Source organism: Nonomuraea mangrovi, from assembly GCF_042681425.1.
Taxonomy (GTDB): Bacteria; Actinomycetota; Actinomycetes; order Streptosporangiales; family Streptosporangiaceae; genus Nonomuraea; species Nonomuraea mangrovi.
Window position 1 is genome coordinate 55,304 of record NZ_JBHUFV010000023.1, and the last position, 16,068, is coordinate 71,371.

The window sequence follows — 16,068 nt, forward strand, 5'->3', positions numbered from 1 at the left end:
CTCGATGAGCCACTGTACTTCGACATCCCCAGACGGGCGCCATGGACAAACTACGATCACCAACATGCGGGACGACCTTCCCGAGACCGGCGTCCGCCTGCCGAACCTCGCGATCAGCCCGATCAGGGCGGTCCTGCGCAGGGTCCTGTACGCCTGCGGGGCGCTGGCGGCCGTGTTCCTGCTGGTCGCAGTGGATCTCGACGGGTACAAGGACAGCTACGACGGCAAGGTCTCGCTGCTCGACGCGCTCTACTACGCGACCGTCACCGTGTCGACGACGGGGTACGGGGACATCACCCCCGTGTCACCGCTCGCCAGGGCGATCAACATCGTCGCCGTCACGCCGCTGCGCATCGTCTTCCTCGTCATCCTCGTGGGCACGACACTGGAGGTGCTGACCCAGCGCACCCGCGAGAACTTCCTGATCCAACGTTGGAGGTCCGGTTTGCGCGACCACACGGTGATCGTGGGCTACGGCACCAAGGGCAGGGCCGCGACCCGCACGCTGCTGGAGAACGACCGCGCGAAGGAGTCGATCGTCGTCGTCGACCCGCGGGCCGAAGCGATCGAGGAGGCCAACGCCGACGGCTTCGTGGGCGTCGTCGGCGACGCCACCCGCAGCGAGGTGCTCAACAGGGCGGGCGTCCGCCTGGCCAAGGAGATCATCATCGCCGTCCAGCGCGACGACACCACCGCGCTGGTCACGCTGACCTCCCGCCAGCTCAACCCGTCGGCCACGATCGTCGCCGCCGTTCGCGAGGCGGAGAACGACCCTCTCGTCCGGCAGAGCGGCGCCGACGTCGTCATCACCTCGTCGGACGCGGCGGGCAGGATGCTCGGCGTGGCCACGCAGAGCCCCGCCGTCAGCGCGCTGATCGAGGACTTCCTCGTCTACGGCAAGGGGCTCGACCTGACCGAGCGCCCCGTCAGGCCGCACGAGGTCGGCAAGGCGGCGATCGAGTGCGACGGCATGGTGATCGCGGTGGTCCGCGACGGCGAGATCGTTCCCTACGCCGATCCGAGGGCCGCCTCGGTGAGGGAGGGCGACCGTCTGGTGGTCATCCACGTTCCTCAGGAATAGCGAAGCCGTACGGCAGCTCCAGGCGGTGCTCGGCCAGCAGCGCGGAGTCGGCCAGCAGGGTGCGGGTCGGCCCGTCGGCGGCGATCACGCCGCCTGACAGGATGAGCGAGCGCTCGCACAGCTCCAGCGCGTACGGCAGGTCGTGGGTGACCATCAGCACGGTGACGTCGAGCGAGCGCAGGATCTCCGCCAGTTCCCTGCGCGCCGCGGGGTCGAGGTTGGACGACGGCTCGTCGAGCACCAGGATCTCGGGCTCCATGACGAGCACCGTGGCCACCGCCACCCTCCTGCGCTGGCCGAAGGACAGGTGGTGCGGCGGCCTGTCGAGGTGGTCGGCCATGCCCACCCTGTCGAGCGCGTTCTTGACCCTGCGCTCCAGTTCCTCGCCCCTGACGCCCATGTTGGCGGGGCCGAAGGCGACGTCGTCGCGCACGGTCGGCATGAACAGCTGGTCGTCGGGGTCCTGGAAGACCAGCCCCACGCGCTGCCTGACCTCCTTGAGCGTGTCGGCGCGCACGGGCGTGCCGGCGACGCTCACCGTGCCGTGCCCGGCGGTCAGGATGCCGTTGAGGTGCATGACCAGCGTGGTCTTGCCGGCGCCGTTCGGCCCGAGCAGCGCGACGCGCTCGCCCCTGCCGATCGACAGGTCGACCCCGAACAGCGCCTGGGTGCCGTCGGGATAGGCGTAGGCGAGCTCGCTCACTTCCAGAGACTTCACCACAGTGACACTCCAAGGACGGCCAGCGCCGTGACGGGCAGGGCCAGCGCGATCCCCCATTGCCGCCCGGATCCCGCGAGGTCATGGATGATCGGCAGGGAGCCGGTGTAGCCCCTGCTGAGCATGGCCAGATGGACGCGCTCGCCCCGCTCGTAGGAGCGGATGAACAGCGCGGCCGCCGATCTGGCGATCACCGGGATCTGCCTGAGGTTGCGCGCCTCGAAGCCCCTCGACTCCCTCGCCACCCGCATCCTCCGCATCTCGTCCATGATCACATCGAGGTACCGCAGCATGAACATCGCGATCTGCACCAGCAGCGACGGCAGCCGCAGCCGCTGCGCGCCGAGCAGGATCATCCGAGGTTCGGTCGTGGCCGCGAGCAGGATGGAGGCGACGACGCCGAGAGAGGCCTTGGCCAGGATGTTCCACGCCGCCCACAGCCCCTGCACGCTGAGCGAGAGCCCGAGGACCTCGGTCCGCTCCCCCATCCCGATGATCGGGATCGCCAGCGCGAACAGCACGAAGGGGATCTCGATCACCATCCGCCCTGCCACGTAGGGCAGCGGCACCCCCGCGATGCCCGCCACGAGCGCCAGCAGCAGCGCGTAGGCGCCGAACGCCCAGAAGGCCTCGCGCGGCGTGGCGACGACGACGCCCGCGAACACCAGCACCGCCACCAGTTTGCACTGCGGCGGCAGCCGGTGGACGGGCGTGTCGCCGGGCCGGTAGAGCTGGTGGTGGTGTCCCGCGCCCATCGCTAGACCCCGACGCCGGAACGGCGGCGGGCCGCGAACGCGACGGCGCCCGCGACGATCAGCGTGATGCCGACACCTACCACGCCCGCGATGCCGACGGGGATGCCGCCGACGTCCCCGTAGTCGGCCAGCGCCCACGAGCCGAACAGATGGTCGGTGGCCTGGTCGAGGAAGCCCTTGTTCTCGGCGACCGCCTCGAGGCCGTCGGGGTTGGAGGAGGCGAAGAAGGAGACGAGGCCGGCCAGCACGAGCGTCACGCCGATGCCGCCGACCAGGAACGGCCTGATGCCGCGGGCGGCGGGCCTGGCGGCGGGGGCCGCGTCGACGGGCGAGGTCGTGCCGTCGGCGCCCTTCAGGACGAGCGGCGTGGAAAGGCCGCGGGCGCCGTACACCAGGTCGGGCCGTACGGCCAGCACCGCGCCGACGGTCGCGGTGGTGATCAGCGCCTCTCCGATGCCGATGAGCACGTGGACGCCGCCCATGGCCGCGGCGACGGCGGTCGCGTCGATCGGCGCGGTGCCGCCGACGGCGAACAGCAGCGAGAACGCCAGCGCGGAGACCGGCACCGAGACCAGCGCGGCGAGGAACGTGGCCGCGCTGATCGCCGCCTTGCCCTTGGCCGCCCTGGTGACCAGGCGGAACAGCCCCCACCCGACCAGCACGGTGACCATGCCCATGATCACGACATTGATGCCGAGCGCGGTCAGCCCGCCGTCGGCGAAGAAGACGCACTGCACGAGGAGTACGACGGTCATGCACAGCACGCCCGTGTAGGGACCGACGAGTATCGCGGCGAGCGCGCCGCCCAGCAGGTGTCCGCTGGTCCCGGCGGCGACGGGGAAGTTGAGCATCTGGACGGCGAAGATGAAGGCGGCGACCAGCCCCGCCATGGGCGCGGTGCGGTCGTCGAGCTCCCGCCGGGCTCCGCGCAGGCAGACCGCCACGCCCGCGGCCGCGACGACACCTGCCGAGATGGATGTTGCGGCATTGAAGAAGCCATCGGGTACGTGCACGACCAAGCCTCCAGTAAGGGGGATGAAACCCTCCTTACTTTAAGACATGGCATTGCACCTGCATATGACTAGCAACTGGAACCGCCCAGCAGCCGTCGCAGGATGGCCATGGGGGTGAGCTTGCGGACGACCGCGCTCAGCCTGCCCTTGCCCGCCGTGGCGTAGGGCCTGGCGCTGCTGCGTACCGGGCCCCGCCACCAGCTGCGCGGCTCGGCCACCATGCCCGCGTCGGCCTCGATCCTGAACCTCGCGGGCGGCCCGCCCAGCTCGAGCTCCAGGTAGGCGTCCCAGGTGCCTGGCGCGAACCTGCCGATCGCGGGCCTGGCCGCGAACACGCCGCCGGGCAGCGCCACCACCCGCTCCGCGCGCTCCCTGCCGGTGTGACGTTCCCTCCAGACCAGCCGCCTGACCGCTCCCGCCTCGGGGATCCCCCCGCCGCCCACGGTGATCTCCCCGTCAAGGATCAGGCGGTGCCCCAGCGTCCACCGCGTGCGGGTGAGGCGCACGCTGCCCGGCACGGTGAGCACGTGCCCGCCGACGTCGAGGCTCAGATTGCCGTTGGTCCTGGTGAAGTACGGCAGGGCGATCACGGTGCCGACCAGGCGCGGTGCCGGCCTGGTGATGCCGCCGTCCCGTTCGCCGCCCAGCCTGGCCAGGCGGATGACGCCCTCGCACTCGACGGCGACGTGGAAGTCCCAGACGCCGGAGGAGAGCTCGCCGGGGTGGATCGTCGCGGTGAATCCGCTCTCGCCCACCGGATCGGCGGGCATGACCAGTTCGCCGCCCTCCTCCTGCCTGGAGCGCAGCACCAGCGCGAGGCCGCCGTGCCGCTGCGGGCCCTCGAGCGCGGCCTCGCCCTCGACGATCAGCCTGTCGCCCTCCCACCTGAGCCCGGTCAGCCGCCTGCGCACGGTGGCGGCCTCGATCCCGGCCAGCCGTACGAGCCTGTCGAGGTCGTCGAGCGCGGCGAGGCGCTTCCGGTCGGTCGTGGTGAGCCTGTCCTCGACGCCGGGGGTCAGCCACCTGTCGCACAGCGCGGCCACCTCGTGGGCGATCTCCTTGCGTCGCATGTCGTCGGCCGCCAGGAAGGGGGCGCCGAGCTGGGCGAAGATGTCGAGCCTGAAGTGACGGCGGAGCAGGTGGTCGCGCAGCGGGCCCGCCTCGACGTGGGCGGCCATCAGCTCGATGGGCTTGCTGATCATGCTGAGCCACCCGAGCGGGTCGCGGCTGGCGGGCTGCTGCATGATGCTGCTGCCGTCGGGTCTGGCCACCAGGTGGTAGCAGTCGTAGTCGGCCACGATCGAGATGACCTCGGCGTGGCAGTAGGCGTGGACGCTGAAGACGATGTCCTCGCCGATGAGCTGCCCCTCGGCGAACCTCACGCGGTGGCGGTCGAGCATCTCCCTGCGGTAGAGCTTGAAGCAGCTGAGGCTGTTGTAGACGGCGCTCTCGCCCAGGTCGGCCCGGTCGACGCTGCGCTGGAACATCGAGACGGGCGCGCGGCGGCCGTGCCCGATGATCTTGCCGAGCACGATGTCGGAGCCGTTCCTGTCGGCCATGGCGACCATGCGCTCGAGCGCCTCGGGACCGAGGTAGTCGTCGGCGTCGCAGAAGAAGACGTAGCGGCCCCTGGCGTGCTCGAGCCCCGTGTTGCGCGGGCCGCCGGCGCCGAGCGCGTGCTTCTTGTGGATGACCCGCACGACGCCGCGGTGGTAGTGGGAGTAGAGCTCGAGCAGGTCGGCACTGCCGTCGGTGGACCCGTCGTCGACGACGACGATCTCCTTCTTCACTCGTTGGACCAGTGCGGAGGTCAGGCTGCGATCAAGATAGTCACGGCAGTTGCGGACGGGGATGATGACGCTGACGTCCACACTGTCCTCGTCGCACCCCGCTGGTTGTTCAGCCACAGCCGCGCCCCTCAGCCGTCACGTTCCGCTTCCACTCCGATTCAGTATGTGACCATGCCGGGGTTTCGCGTGGCCGATCCGGCGTGTTGACGGCTTTACTTTCAGGACAACCGACATATCCCCCGACAGCGCAAATTTGCTGATTAAGTTGGGTGAATAGCCGTCCCGCGGTGGCGCTGAATTCCCCCGCGCGTAGAGAATCATCCCCTCAGGGAACAGTGCCCTACCCCCTGCCAACCTGCGTGATCCAGAGGCGGGAATGGCGCGTCTACACTCAGGCAACCTTGACTGAGAGGTGGCGGGAATGGGAACGGAACTCAGCCGTCAGACGACCGAGGATCCAGCCGTGCGATCTGCCGAACGCGTCGTCTCCTCCGCACGACTCGCCGAGCTCTACGAGTGCTCGGCGTTGCTACGCCGTACGCGTCAGCGGGCGGAGCAGATCGTGAACGAGGCGCGTGCCATGCTCGCCGAGGCCGAGCTGTACGACGACCCCATCAGAGTGCTGGCGCTCAGCTCCCAACTCGAGGAGGCACGTGCGGCCTACCGCAGGATCCTGCAGGCATACACCACGATCTGCCGCAAGATCGGCGAGGAGCGCAACGCCATCATCATGGCCCAGGTCCAGGAGACCAGAACCGCCGTCCACGAGGGCTTGTCAGGTGTGGCCTGACAGAGTTAACGTCAGGCCATGCCTGACAACTGGAAGGACAAGCTCCGCTGCTCGTTCTGCCACCAGAAGAGCGCGGACGTCGGCAAGCTCATCGCGGGTCCAGGCGTGCACATCTGCGACCAGTGCGTCGCCCTGTGCAACGAGATCCTCGAGACCGAGCGGCTCGCCGCGCAGTCAGGGCCGCGGCTGCCCATGTGGGAGGAGATGTCCGTGGACCAGATCCTCGACCACCTTCCCAAGATCGCGGCGGTGCAGGTGCAGATCGACGACAACCTCCACGACTGGGTGCGCCACCTCCGCACCCGCGACGTGAGCTGGGAGCGCATCGGCGCCTCCCTGAACATGACCCGCCAGTCGGCGTGGGAAAGGTTCAGGTAAACCACTGTGACCACTGGGGCGTCTCTTGATCAGGGAGGCCCACCATGCAGGTTCTCGATGGCCTCGCGGCGCCCGATCTGACCGAGCTGGGGCTGGAGCTCCTGCTGGTCGTCGCGCTGCACGAGGAGGCCGAACGGCTAGCCGCCGAATGAACGGGCTCCAGCTCTCCGCCTCCGGCAGGGGAGCTGGAGCAGGGGGCTCACTCCGGAAAGCCCGAGTCGAGCCTTCTCTTCTTCAGCGCCAGGTGGAGATGCAGCCTGGTCATGCCGTCGTCCAGGTCCGCGCCGAGCGCGTCACCGATGCGGCCGAGCCGGTAGTAGAGGGTCGTCCTGTGCAGGTGGAGTGCGGCGGCGGTGCGCTGCGCGTTACCGCCGAGGTCGAGATAGGTCTCCAGAGTGTGCGCCTGCTCGCCGTCCAGCGCGGCGAGCGGGTCGTCCGCCGCGCCGAGCAGCATCAGGTACGGCCCCAGCCCCGCCCACGACACGTGGCGGGGAAGCGCGGGATCCGCGGCGGCCAGGTGGGCGGCGGTCAACGCCTGCCGGTACGCCTCGGGAGCCGCCTCGGGCCCCGTCGTCTCGCTGTAACCACGGGTGACGCCCTCCTCCTCCGGCATGCCGTCCGCCGGCTGGCGGAGCAGGTAGGCGGCATGGGTATCGGTCACGAACCCGCCGATGGCGTTGCGCTCAGGCCGCCCCGAGCCGGGAAGGACGACGCACACCTGGACGAGCCTCGGCGCCGTCCTGTTCCAGCCCTGGCCCGTGGTGAGCAGGCGGCGGACCATCGCGTCGGGGTCCTCGTGCCACGCCGCCGCCAGTTCGCGGGCCGTCTCCTCGGCCAGCGCCAGCGCCCTGCCGTCCAGCGTCTGGCCGGGGTCGAGCAGCCACAGATGGCCCAGCGTCCGCCCGCCGTCCCTGATGGGCACGCAGACCCTGGCGCCCATCCCCAGCTCCTCGTTGGCGGGCACGCGCACCGGCGAGGTGGCGGTGGCGATGCCGTGCAGGTCCTGCCACCGCCTGACCTCGGGCGCCACCTGCCTGGACAGGATCGCCGCCACCCTGACGGGGTCGGCGTCGGCATGCCGGGAGCTGTAGGCGATCAGGCGGCCGTCGGAGTCGTCGACGGAGACGCTCCTCTCGATGGCCGCGGCGAGCGCGTCGAGCCATGCCTGCATTCCGACAAGTGTAGGAGCGGGTCCCTTCATCCACACCATGCGCTCGCGGCAGGCGTGTGCCTAACCTGGCCGTATGCTCGCCCCTCGTTCATGGGTGCCCGCCGCCTCCGATGACCTCGTGCAGCGCGGCGCGGCGACCGTCTCCTCCCAGCCCGCCTCGGACACACTCGCCGAGATCAGCAGGCTCACCGAGCGCAACCACCGGATCCACGACGTGGAATGCGTCAACCTCAACCCCGCGACCAACATCATGAACCCCCGCGCCGAGGCCCTGATGTCGGCCGGCCTCGGCTCGAGGCCCTCGCTCGGCTACCCGGGCGACAAGTACGAGATGGGTCTCGAGGCCATCGAGCAGATCGAGATCATCGCCGCCGAGCTGGCCGCCGAGGTGTTCTCCGCCCGTTACGCCGAGGTCCGCGTGGGATCGGGCGCGCTGGCCAACCTCTACGCGTTCATGGCGACCTGCAAGCCGGGTGACACGATCATCGCCCCGCCGCCCTCCATCGGCGGGCACGTCACCCACCACGCGGCGGGCGCGGCCGGGCTGTACGGCCTGACCACCCTCGACGCCCCCGTCATGGCCGACGGCTACACCGTCGACGTCCCCGCCCTGCGCGAGCTCGCCGTACGGGCCAGGCCCAGGCTGATCACCATCGGCGGCAGCCTCAACCCCTTCCCCCACCCGGTGGCCGCCGTTCGCGAGATCGCCGACGAGGTCGGGGCCTCCCTGCTGTTCGACGCCGCGCACGTGTGCGGGATGATCGCCGGGGGTGTCTGGCCGAACCCCCTGTCCCAGGGCGCGCACCTGATGACGATGAGCACCTACAAGAGCCTGGGCGGCCCCGCGGGCGGCCTGGTCGTCACCGACTCGGCCGCGCTGGCCGAGCGGCTCGACGCGATCGCCTACCCGGGGCTCACGGCCAACTTCGACGCCGGCCGTACGGCGGCGCTGGCCATCGCGCTGCTGGACTGGAAGGTGGCGGGCAAGGCGTACGCGGAGATGATGGTGGGCACCGCCCACCAGCTGGCCACCGGCCTGCAGGAGCTCGGCCTGCCCGTCTTCGGCGGCGGCACCAACTCCCACCAGTTCGCGCTCGTCGCCAGGGGCGGCGGCCAGGCCGCGGCCCGCAGGATGCGCCAGGCGAACCTGCTGGCCTGCGGCATCGGACTGCCCATGGCGGCGGTGCCCGGCGACGTCAACGGGCTGCGCCTGGGCACGCCCGAGGTGGCGCGCCTGGGCATGACCGAGGACGACATGCCCGCCCTGGCCGGATTCATCGCCCGTAGCCTGGACCCCTCCGTGGATCCCGCGTCGGTCGCGCCGGAGGTCACGGCGTGGCGGCGGAACTTCTCCGGCGTCCACTTCACCTGCTGATCTCTCTGAGACCACCGGTCCCCCTCAGTGGCCTGCCCGGGGCCGCGGCGCTCGCCGCCGCGGGTCCGGGCAGGCTCACGGTGACGCCCAGACCGCCCTCCGGCCGGGGCAGCGCGGTGACGGTGCCGCCGTGCGCCTCGACGATGGCGCGCACGATCGAGAGCCCGAGCCCCGCGCCCCTGTCGGAGCGCACGCGCTCGCCCGACAGCCGCCTGAACGGCTCGAACAGGTCGTCCACGTCGTACGGCGGGACCACGGGCCCGGTGTTCTCCACCGTGATGAGCCCGTCGGCCGACACCCTGATCCAGACCTGGCCGTCGCGCACGTTGTACTTGATCGCGTTCTCCACCAGGTTGAAGACGGCCCTTTCGAGGAAGAGCGGATCGCCCTCGACCTCGGCGTCGGACAGGTCCTGGTGGATGGTGACGCGGCGTCTGCGCGGCTGCAGCTCCAACTGCTCCAGCACGGTGCGCACGATGTGGCGCAGCTCGACCGGCCTGCGCGCGGTGAGCTCCTGCTCCGACTGCGCCAGGAGCAGCAGTCCCTCGATCAGCCGCTCGTAGCGCGCGTTGGTGCCCAGCAGGGCCCTGGCCAGCGCCTTGAGGTCGGGCGAGGCCTCGGGCTCCTCCAGCGACACCTCCAGCACCGTGCGGTTGATCGCCAGCGGCGTGCGCAGCTCGTGCGAGGCGTTGGCGATGAACCTGCGCTGCGCGTCGAACACCTTGTGCAGCCGGTCGAGCATCGCGTCGAAGGTGTCGGCCAGGCGCTTGACCTCGTCGTCGGGGCCGTTCAGCCCGATCCGCTCGTGCAGGGTGCTCTCCGAGAGGCGCTGCGCGGTCTCGGTCACCCTGTCGATCGGGCGCAGCGCGCGGTCGGCGATCAGGTAGGCGAGCCCCACCGCGATGATGCCGATGAGGATCATGACCATGAGAGAGGAGCGCAGCATCTCGGCCAGCACCTCGTTCGCCCGCGCCTGCACGTCGCTCTTGAGCGCGGTCTGCATCTGCTCCCTGGTCGGCAGCGCCGCTTCCGGGCCGATCTTGGCGAAGGCCAGCACGAACTGCTTGCTCAGCGCGTTGGCGGTCAGGAGGTAGGTGAGCCAGAGCAGCGCCGTGCCCGCGACGAAGAACAGCACGCCGTACGGGACGGTGAGCCTGGCGCGCAGCCCGAGCCTCACAACCGGTACCCCTTGCCGGGGACGTTCTCGACGAGGGCGGGCGCGCCGAGCTTCCTGCGCAGCGCGGTCATGGTGACGCGCAGGACGCTGGTGTCGGTGCCCGCGTACTCGTCCCACACGCTCCTGCGCAGCTCACCCGAGGTCACCAGCGCGCCTTCCGCTCGCATCAGCTCGCTCAGCAGGTCGAACTCCTTGCGGCTCAGCGAGACAGGCCGCCCGTCCCTGGTGACCGTACGGCGGGCGGGGTCGAGCCTGACCCCCGCCCGCTCCAGCACCGGCGGCGCCGCGGAAGAGGTACGGCGGGCCAGCGTCCTGATCCTTGCCACCAGCTCGGCGAAGGCGAACGGCTTGACCAGGTAGTCGTCCGCGCCGAGGGACAGCCCTTCCACCTTGTCGCGTACCTGCCCTGCCGCCGTGAGCATCAGGATGCTGCTCCTTCGCGTCAGCTCGCCGCAGACGTCGTCCCCGTGCACCTCGGGAAGGTCCCTGTCGAGGACGACGACGTCGTAGTCGGTGTAGGAGGCGCGCTCCAGCGCCTCCTGACCGTCGTAGGCCACATCGACGGCCATGGCGTGCAGCCTGAGACCGCGCGCCACGGCGTCGGCCAGCTGTTCCTCGTCTTCCACGATCAGCACCCGCATGCTGACGAGAGTGCAGCAAGGGCTGTTAGCCGCGAGTAAGCCGCTTATCTGGCTTTAGCGCCCGGTTGGGTGAAGTGAGCCGCATGAGAACACGAGTACTCGTGGCCGCGCTGCCACTGCTCCTCGCCGCCGCGTGCGGATCGGCCCCCTCCACCACCGCGCAGGTGGCCAGTACGGGCGACGGTGGCACCGCCGCCGCCGCCAGGCCGAGCGCCTCGGCCAGCATGGACCGCGACGAGGCACGGCTGAAGTTCGCGCAGTGCATGCGCGAGAACGGCGTCGACATGCCCGACCCCGACGGCAGCGGAGGCATCCGCATCCAGGGGAAGAAGGGCGAGCAGGCCAAGACCGAAGCCGCCATGAAGGCGTGCAAGCAGTACCTCGACGCGGCGGCGGGCGAGCGCAAGGCCATGGACCCGGCGCAACGCGACCAGCTGCTGAAGTTCGCGCAGTGCATGCGCGAGCACGGCGTCAAGATGGAGGACCCCGGCGCCGACGGCATGATCAAGATGCTCGGCAACGAGGGCGGCGAGCAGGCGATGAAGGCCGCCCAGGAAGCCTGCAAGGAGTTCGCCCCCGGCATGATGAAGGGGGGCGGATCGTGAAGAAGGTCGCTCTCGCCGGCGCCTGCGTCCTCGCGGTCGCCGTCGCGGGTGCGGCGGTCGCCGTACTGGCCGATGGCGGCACCGGGGCGGCGGCGCCGGCCGCCGCGGTGGCGCCCGCCACGGCACAGGTCACCAAGCAGGACCTGATCGACACCAAGACCGTCGACGGCGCGCTCACCTACTCGGGCGAACGCCAGGTGGCCGCGGGCGCGACGGGCACCCTCACCTGGGTCGCGGACGAGGGTTCCGTGATCAGGCGGGGCCGCCCCCTGTTCAGGACCGACCGCCACCCCACGGTCCTGATGTACGGCAAGCTCCCCCTCTACCGCACCCTGCAGCTCGGCGTCGAGGACGGGCCGGACGTCGAGCAGCTCGAACGCAACCTGGCCGCGCTCGGCTACGACGGCTTCACGGTGGACGACGAGTTCACCTACGCCACCTACGAGGCCGTCGTCGAGTGGCAGGAGGACAGGGGACTGCCCGAGACGGGACGGGTGGACGCGGCGCAGGTGGTGTTCCTGCCGTCGCCGGTCAGGGTGACCGACGCCAGGGGCGAGGTCGGCGCCAGGACCGCCCCTGGCCGGCAGGTGCTCACGGTCAGCGGCCTCGACAGGGTCGTGCACGTCGACCTCGACACCGACGACCAGACGCTGGCCAAGAAGGGGGCCAAGGTCAGCGTCGAGCTGCCGGGCGGCGAGAAGATGGCCGGAAGGATCACCTCGGTCGGCACGGTGGCCAAGACCGCCAAGGAGAGCACGACCGTCGACGTCGACATCACGCTGAACAAGACTCCTCGCACCAAGCTGGACCAGGCGCCCGTCGAGGTCGAGCTGGTCAGCGAGCGGCGCGAGGACGTGCTCGCCGTACCGGTGGAGGCGCTGCTCGCCCTCCGCGAGGGCGGGTTCGGCGTCGAGGTCGTCGAGGGCGCGCGCACCAGGCTGCTGCCGGTCAAGGTCGGGGCGTTCGGCAGCGGCATGGTCGAGGTCACCGGTGAGGGGCTGGCCGAGGGCATGAAGGTCGGGGTGCCCGCGGAATGAGCATCATCGAGCTGCGCGGGGTCACCAAGACCTACAACGGGCACGTCCACGCGCTGCGCGGGGTGGATCTGACGGTCTCCGCCGGGGAGCTGCTGGCGATCATCGGGCCTTCGGGGTCGGGCAAGTCCACGATGCTGCAGATCATCGGCACGCTCGACCGGCCGACCTCGGGGACCGTACGGATCGCGGGCCATTCCGTCCTCGACCTGAACGACCGCCAGCTGTCCGCGCTGCGCGCCCGCCATCTCGGTTTCGTCTTCCAGCAGTTCCATCTCGCGCCAGGGGTGAGCGCGCTGGACAACGTGGCCGACGGCCTCCTCTACACCGGCACCCCGCTGCGGGTCCGTCGCGAGCGCGCCGCGGCCGCGCTGGACCGGGTGGGCCTCGGCCACCGGCTGGACCACAAGCCGAACCAGATGTCGGGCGGCGAGCAGCAGCGCGTCGCGGTGGCCAGGGCCGTCGTCGGCGACCCTCCGCTGCTGCTCGCCGACGAGCCGACGGGCAACCTCGACTCGGCCGCGGGAGCCGAGGTGCTGAAGATCATCAAAGAGCTCAGCGAGGCGGGGACGACCATCGCGATCATCACGCACGACAACGAGATCGCCGAATGGTGTCCCCGGCAGGTGCGGGTCAGGGACGGGCTGGTGCTGGCATGAAACCGGCCAGGCTGAGCCTCCCCGACGTCTTCAGGGTCGGGGCGTCGGGGCTGCGCGCCCGCCCGACCAGGGTGATCCTGTCAGCGCTCGGCATCGCCATCGGGATCGCCACGATGATCGCGGTGATCGGCATCTCGTCGTCCTCGCGGGAGCAGCTGCTGCGCCAGCTCGACAAGCTGGGCACCAACATGCTGACCGTCTCGGCGGGAAACACCGTCTTCGGCGAGCCCGCCAAGCTGCCCGTCGAGGCCGTGGACATGGTCGCGCGCATCGGCCCCGTCACCTCGGCCTCGGCCACGGGGACCGTGCCCGCGACCGTGCGGCGGACCTCCCACATCGACGAGGCGGTGACCAGCGGCATCAGCGTGCAGGCGGCGACCACGTCGCTGCTGGCCACGCTGGAGGGCGGCGTGGCCAGGGGAACCTGGCTGAACGACGCCACCTCCCGCCAGCCCGCCGTCGTCCTCGGCGCCAAGGCCGCCGAACGGCTGGGCATCACCCGCACCGGTGTGCGGGTGTGGATGGGCGGGCGCTGGTTCACGGTGATCGGGATCCTGCGTCCCACGCCGCTGGCGCCCGAGATCGAACGCTCGGCGCTGGTCGGCTTCCCCGTCGCCGAGGAACTGCTCGGCTTCGACGGGCATCCCACGACGCTCTACGAGCGCTCGGCCGAGGAGGCCGTCGAGGCGGTGCGCGACGTGCTGCCGCGCACGGTCAACCCCGAGCACCCCAACGAGGTCGACGTCAGCCGCCCCTCCGACGCCCTGACCGCCAAGGCCGCGGCCGCGGGCGCCTTCACCAACCTGCTGCTCGGCCTCGGCGCGGTCGCGCTGCTGGTCGGCGGGGTGGGCGTGGCCAACACGATGGTCATCTCCGTGCTCGAACGCCGTCGGGAGATCGGCCTGCGGCGCTCGCTCGGGGCGACGCGCGGGCAGGTCCGCATCCAGTTCCTGTCGGAGTCGCTGCTGCTGTCGGCACTCGGCGGGGTGGCGGGCGCGCTCCTGGGGGCGCTCGCCACCATCGGGTACGCGATGTCGCGCGACTGGCCCCCCGTCGTGCCCCCGTGGGCGATCGGCGGAGCGGTCGCGGCCACGCTGGTCATCGGCACCATCGCGGGCCTCTACCCGGCCATGCGCGCGGCCCGTCTGTCCCCCACCGTGGCCCTGTCGACCACCTGATCGCGGTACGGCGGCGGCATCGAGACCTGCTCGGTGCCGCCGTCCCGATCCCGCCCGGCGGCGGGCATGATGGGCCGGTGATCGAATCCGACGACCTGGTGAGCAGGGTCCTGGCCCGCGCCTCCGCCGAATGCGACGACCTCCGGCCGGCCTCGGAGGACGCCGTCGCCGAGGCCGAGACCCGCCTCGGCTTTCCCCTCCACCCCCTGTTGCGCGCGCTCTACGAGCGGGTGGGCGACGGCGGTTTCGGCCCCGACTACGGCGTGCTCGGCCTGCGCTCGGCGGTCGAGGAGTACGGGAGCCGCCGCGACGCCGACCCCTCGGATCCAGGCTGGTTCTGGCCCGAGGGCGTGCTGCCGATCCTCACCTGGGGCTGCGCGATGTACGCGTGCGTGGACTGCAGGAGCGACGACGGCGCCGTCCTGCTGTTCGAGCCCAACCCGATCTCCGACGGCAACTGGGCCGACGCCTGGTTCGTCGACGCGCCAGGCCTCGCCGAGTGGCTCGAACGATGGCTGGCAGGCCGCGGCTGGTACGAAGAGGACAACGTCGACGAGGAGATCGTCATGTCTCCCTGGACGGAGGTCGCCGGCCGCGCCTGACGGTCCCCGGCGGGAGGTGCGCCGCGATCTCCAGGAGAGTCACCGGGCGGGCTGGTCGACGAAGCCGAACCGCCGGTTCATCGCGATCGCCGACGCGTTGAGAGGGTGGTGGAACGTCGCCAGCCTGCGGTATCCGGCGGCCCTGACGAAGCGGACCGCCAGCAGCTTCAGCGCCAGCGACAGCCCCCGCCCCCTGTACGGCGCGAGCACGCCGGTCATCTCGCTGAACGCGTACCCCTTGTCCGGGTGCAGCGACGTCCCCGACATGCCGACCCACCGCCCGTCGTGCACCGCCAGCATGACCCCTGAGGCCTCGAACGACGGCACCTCGATACGCTGGGCCACGTATTCGTCGTAGGTGTAGAACGTGCCCCGCTCAGGGATGTCGGCGCTGCACGTCCTGTTGAGGTCGTAGAGCGCGCGACGGTGCTCGGCCGTGTCGCCGAGCTCGGCCATCGTCGTGAAGACGATCCCCGCGCCCTGCGCCCGCTGGAGGTACGGCTCGAAGACCGCCTCGTCGAATCCGTCCACATCCAGCTCAAGCCGTACCCAATCCACCATGAACACACCGTATCCACCCTTGACGTGAACCCCTGTTGAAGTCCGAAGCTGATCCCCATGGACGAAGAGATCTACGACAGCACGACGGGCTGGGTCGCCGACCACATCCGCACCTACCTGGAGACCGACGGCGAGAAGGGCCACATGTACCAGGGCTGGCCGACCCTGCTGCTCACCACGCGCGGCAGGAAGTCGGGCAGGCTGCGCAGGACGGCGCTGATCTACGGTCAGGACGCCGACCGCTACCTGCTCGTCGCCTCCAACGGCGGTTCGGCCGCGCACCCCGCCTGGTACCTCAACGTGATGGCCGACCAGGACGTGACGCTGCAGGTGAAGGCGGACAAGTTCGCCGCCAGGGCGCGCACCGCGACAGCGGAGGAGAAGCCCGCGCTGTGGGCGGCGATGACCTCGATCTTCCCCTTGTACGACAGCTACCAGGCCAAGGCCGATCGCGAGATCCCCTTGGTCATCATGGAACGGGTGTAACGGACATGCGGCGGCCGATCCTGGTGACCGATCCCGCGGCGGAGCCTTCGCGGC

Annotated in this window: 17 protein-coding genes and 1 pseudogene; 10 read left to right on the forward strand and 8 right to left on the reverse strand. The window is 70.6% G+C overall.

What is annotated here, in order from left to right:
- Window positions 1–64: 64 nt before the first annotated feature.
- Entirely contained in the window at window positions 65–1,081 is a 1,017-nt protein-coding gene (locus ACFSKW_RS16375; RefSeq protein WP_379573098.1) for a potassium channel family protein, read from the forward strand.
- Here ACFSKW_RS16375 and ACFSKW_RS16380 read toward each other — a convergent pair.
- The 4 genes from ACFSKW_RS16380 to ACFSKW_RS16395 all read right to left on the reverse strand — a co-directional run bounded on the left by ACFSKW_RS16380 (window position 1,059) and on the right by ACFSKW_RS16395 (window position 5,474).
- Complete coding sequence (locus ACFSKW_RS16380; protein WP_379573099.1) at window positions 1,059–1,799, reverse strand: energy-coupling factor ABC transporter ATP-binding protein; 741 nt, start codon at window positions 1,797–1,799, stop codon at window positions 1,059–1,061. The two genes, ACFSKW_RS16375 and ACFSKW_RS16380, sit on opposite strands and share 23 nt — an antisense overlap.
- Entirely contained in the window at window positions 1,796–2,554 is a 759-nt protein-coding gene (gene cbiQ, locus ACFSKW_RS16385) for a cobalt ECF transporter T component CbiQ (protein ID WP_379573100.1), read from the reverse strand. The genes ACFSKW_RS16380 and cbiQ overlap by 4 nt, the downstream gene beginning before the upstream one ends.
- A 2-nt stretch (window positions 2,555–2,556) precedes the next feature.
- A complete protein-coding gene (locus ACFSKW_RS16390) occupies window positions 2,557–3,567 on the reverse strand; it encodes an energy-coupling factor ABC transporter permease (RefSeq protein WP_379573101.1) in 1,011 nt (336 codons plus the stop codon).
- A 68-nt stretch (window positions 3,568–3,635) separates the two neighbouring features.
- Window positions 3,636–5,474, reverse strand: coding sequence for a glycosyltransferase family 2 protein (locus ACFSKW_RS16395; protein WP_379573102.1), 1,839 nt, complete (start codon window positions 5,472–5,474; stop codon window positions 3,636–3,638).
- A gap of 346 nt (window positions 5,475–5,820) precedes the next feature.
- Here ACFSKW_RS16395 and ACFSKW_RS16400 point away from each other — a divergent pair, with 346 nt between their 5' ends.
- Both ACFSKW_RS16400 and ACFSKW_RS16405 read left to right on the forward strand, forming a co-directional pair.
- Window positions 5,821–6,147 carry a hypothetical protein gene (locus ACFSKW_RS16400; protein WP_379573103.1) on the forward strand — a complete coding sequence of 109 codons (327 nt, stop codon included), beginning with the start codon at window positions 5,821–5,823 and terminating at the stop codon, window positions 6,145–6,147.
- A gap of 18 nt (window positions 6,148–6,165) precedes the next feature.
- Window positions 6,166–6,306 (forward strand): annotated as a pseudogene (locus tag ACFSKW_RS16405) (ClpX C4-type zinc finger protein); the annotation flags it as partial.
- Window positions 6,307–6,724: 418 nt separating this feature from the next.
- Here the strand turns inward: ACFSKW_RS16405 and ACFSKW_RS16410 are convergent.
- Complete coding sequence (locus ACFSKW_RS16410; RefSeq protein WP_379573104.1) at window positions 6,725–7,696, reverse strand: helix-turn-helix domain-containing protein; 972 nt, start codon at window positions 7,694–7,696, stop codon at window positions 6,725–6,727.
- A gap of 73 nt (window positions 7,697–7,769) precedes the next feature.
- On the opposite strand from ACFSKW_RS16410, the gene ACFSKW_RS16415 reads away from it, so the two are divergent.
- Window positions 7,770–9,071 (forward strand): serine hydroxymethyltransferase, encoded by a 1,302-nt coding sequence (locus ACFSKW_RS16415; protein WP_379573105.1) that lies wholly within the window; start codon window positions 7,770–7,772, stop codon window positions 9,069–9,071.
- Here the strand turns inward: ACFSKW_RS16415 and ACFSKW_RS16420 are convergent.
- Entirely contained in the window at window positions 9,061–10,248 is a 1,188-nt protein-coding gene (locus ACFSKW_RS16420; protein WP_379573106.1) for a sensor histidine kinase, read from the reverse strand. The two genes, ACFSKW_RS16415 and ACFSKW_RS16420, sit on opposite strands and share 11 nt — an antisense overlap.
- Window positions 10,245–10,889 (reverse strand): response regulator transcription factor, encoded by a 645-nt coding sequence (locus ACFSKW_RS16425; RefSeq protein ID WP_379573107.1) that lies wholly within the window; start codon window positions 10,887–10,889, stop codon window positions 10,245–10,247. Before ACFSKW_RS16425 ends, ACFSKW_RS16420 begins: the two co-directional genes overlap by 4 nt.
- An 83-nt stretch (window positions 10,890–10,972) precedes the next feature.
- Here ACFSKW_RS16425 and ACFSKW_RS16430 point away from each other — a divergent pair, with 83 nt between their 5' ends.
- The 5 genes from ACFSKW_RS16430 (at window position 10,973) to ACFSKW_RS16450 (ending at window position 14,967) form a co-directional block, all read left to right on the forward strand.
- A complete protein-coding gene (locus tag ACFSKW_RS16430; protein ID WP_379573108.1) occupies window positions 10,973–11,494 on the forward strand; it encodes a hypothetical protein in 522 nt (173 codons plus the stop codon).
- Window positions 11,491–12,531: a peptidoglycan-binding protein gene (locus tag ACFSKW_RS16435; RefSeq protein WP_379573109.1), complete on the forward strand. Its 1,041-nt coding sequence runs from the start codon at window positions 11,491–11,493 to the stop codon at window positions 12,529–12,531. Before ACFSKW_RS16430 ends, ACFSKW_RS16435 begins: the two co-directional genes overlap by 4 nt.
- A complete protein-coding gene (locus ACFSKW_RS16440; protein ID WP_379573110.1) occupies window positions 12,528–13,187 on the forward strand; it encodes an ABC transporter ATP-binding protein in 660 nt (219 codons plus the stop codon). The genes ACFSKW_RS16435 and ACFSKW_RS16440 overlap by 4 nt, the downstream gene beginning before the upstream one ends.
- Window positions 13,184–14,365, forward strand: coding sequence for an ABC transporter permease (locus ACFSKW_RS16445; RefSeq protein ID WP_379573111.1), 1,182 nt, complete (start codon window positions 13,184–13,186; stop codon window positions 14,363–14,365). Before ACFSKW_RS16440 ends, ACFSKW_RS16445 begins: the two co-directional genes overlap by 4 nt.
- A 77-nt stretch (window positions 14,366–14,442) precedes the next feature.
- Entirely contained in the window at window positions 14,443–14,967 is a 525-nt protein-coding gene (locus ACFSKW_RS16450) for an SMI1/KNR4 family protein (protein WP_379573112.1), read from the forward strand.
- A 39-nt stretch (window positions 14,968–15,006) separates the two neighbouring features.
- On the opposite strand, the gene ACFSKW_RS16455 is transcribed toward ACFSKW_RS16450, so the two are convergent.
- A complete protein-coding gene (locus tag ACFSKW_RS16455; RefSeq protein ID WP_379573127.1) occupies window positions 15,007–15,528 on the reverse strand; it encodes a GNAT family N-acetyltransferase in 522 nt (173 codons plus the stop codon).
- Between the two features lie 57 nt (window positions 15,529–15,585).
- On the opposite strand from ACFSKW_RS16455, the gene ACFSKW_RS16460 reads away from it, so the two are divergent.
- Window positions 15,586–16,014 carry a nitroreductase family deazaflavin-dependent oxidoreductase gene (locus tag ACFSKW_RS16460; RefSeq protein WP_379573113.1) on the forward strand — a complete coding sequence of 143 codons (429 nt, stop codon included), beginning with the start codon at window positions 15,586–15,588 and terminating at the stop codon, window positions 16,012–16,014.
- The last annotated feature ends 54 nt before the right edge of the window (window positions 16,015–16,068 follow it).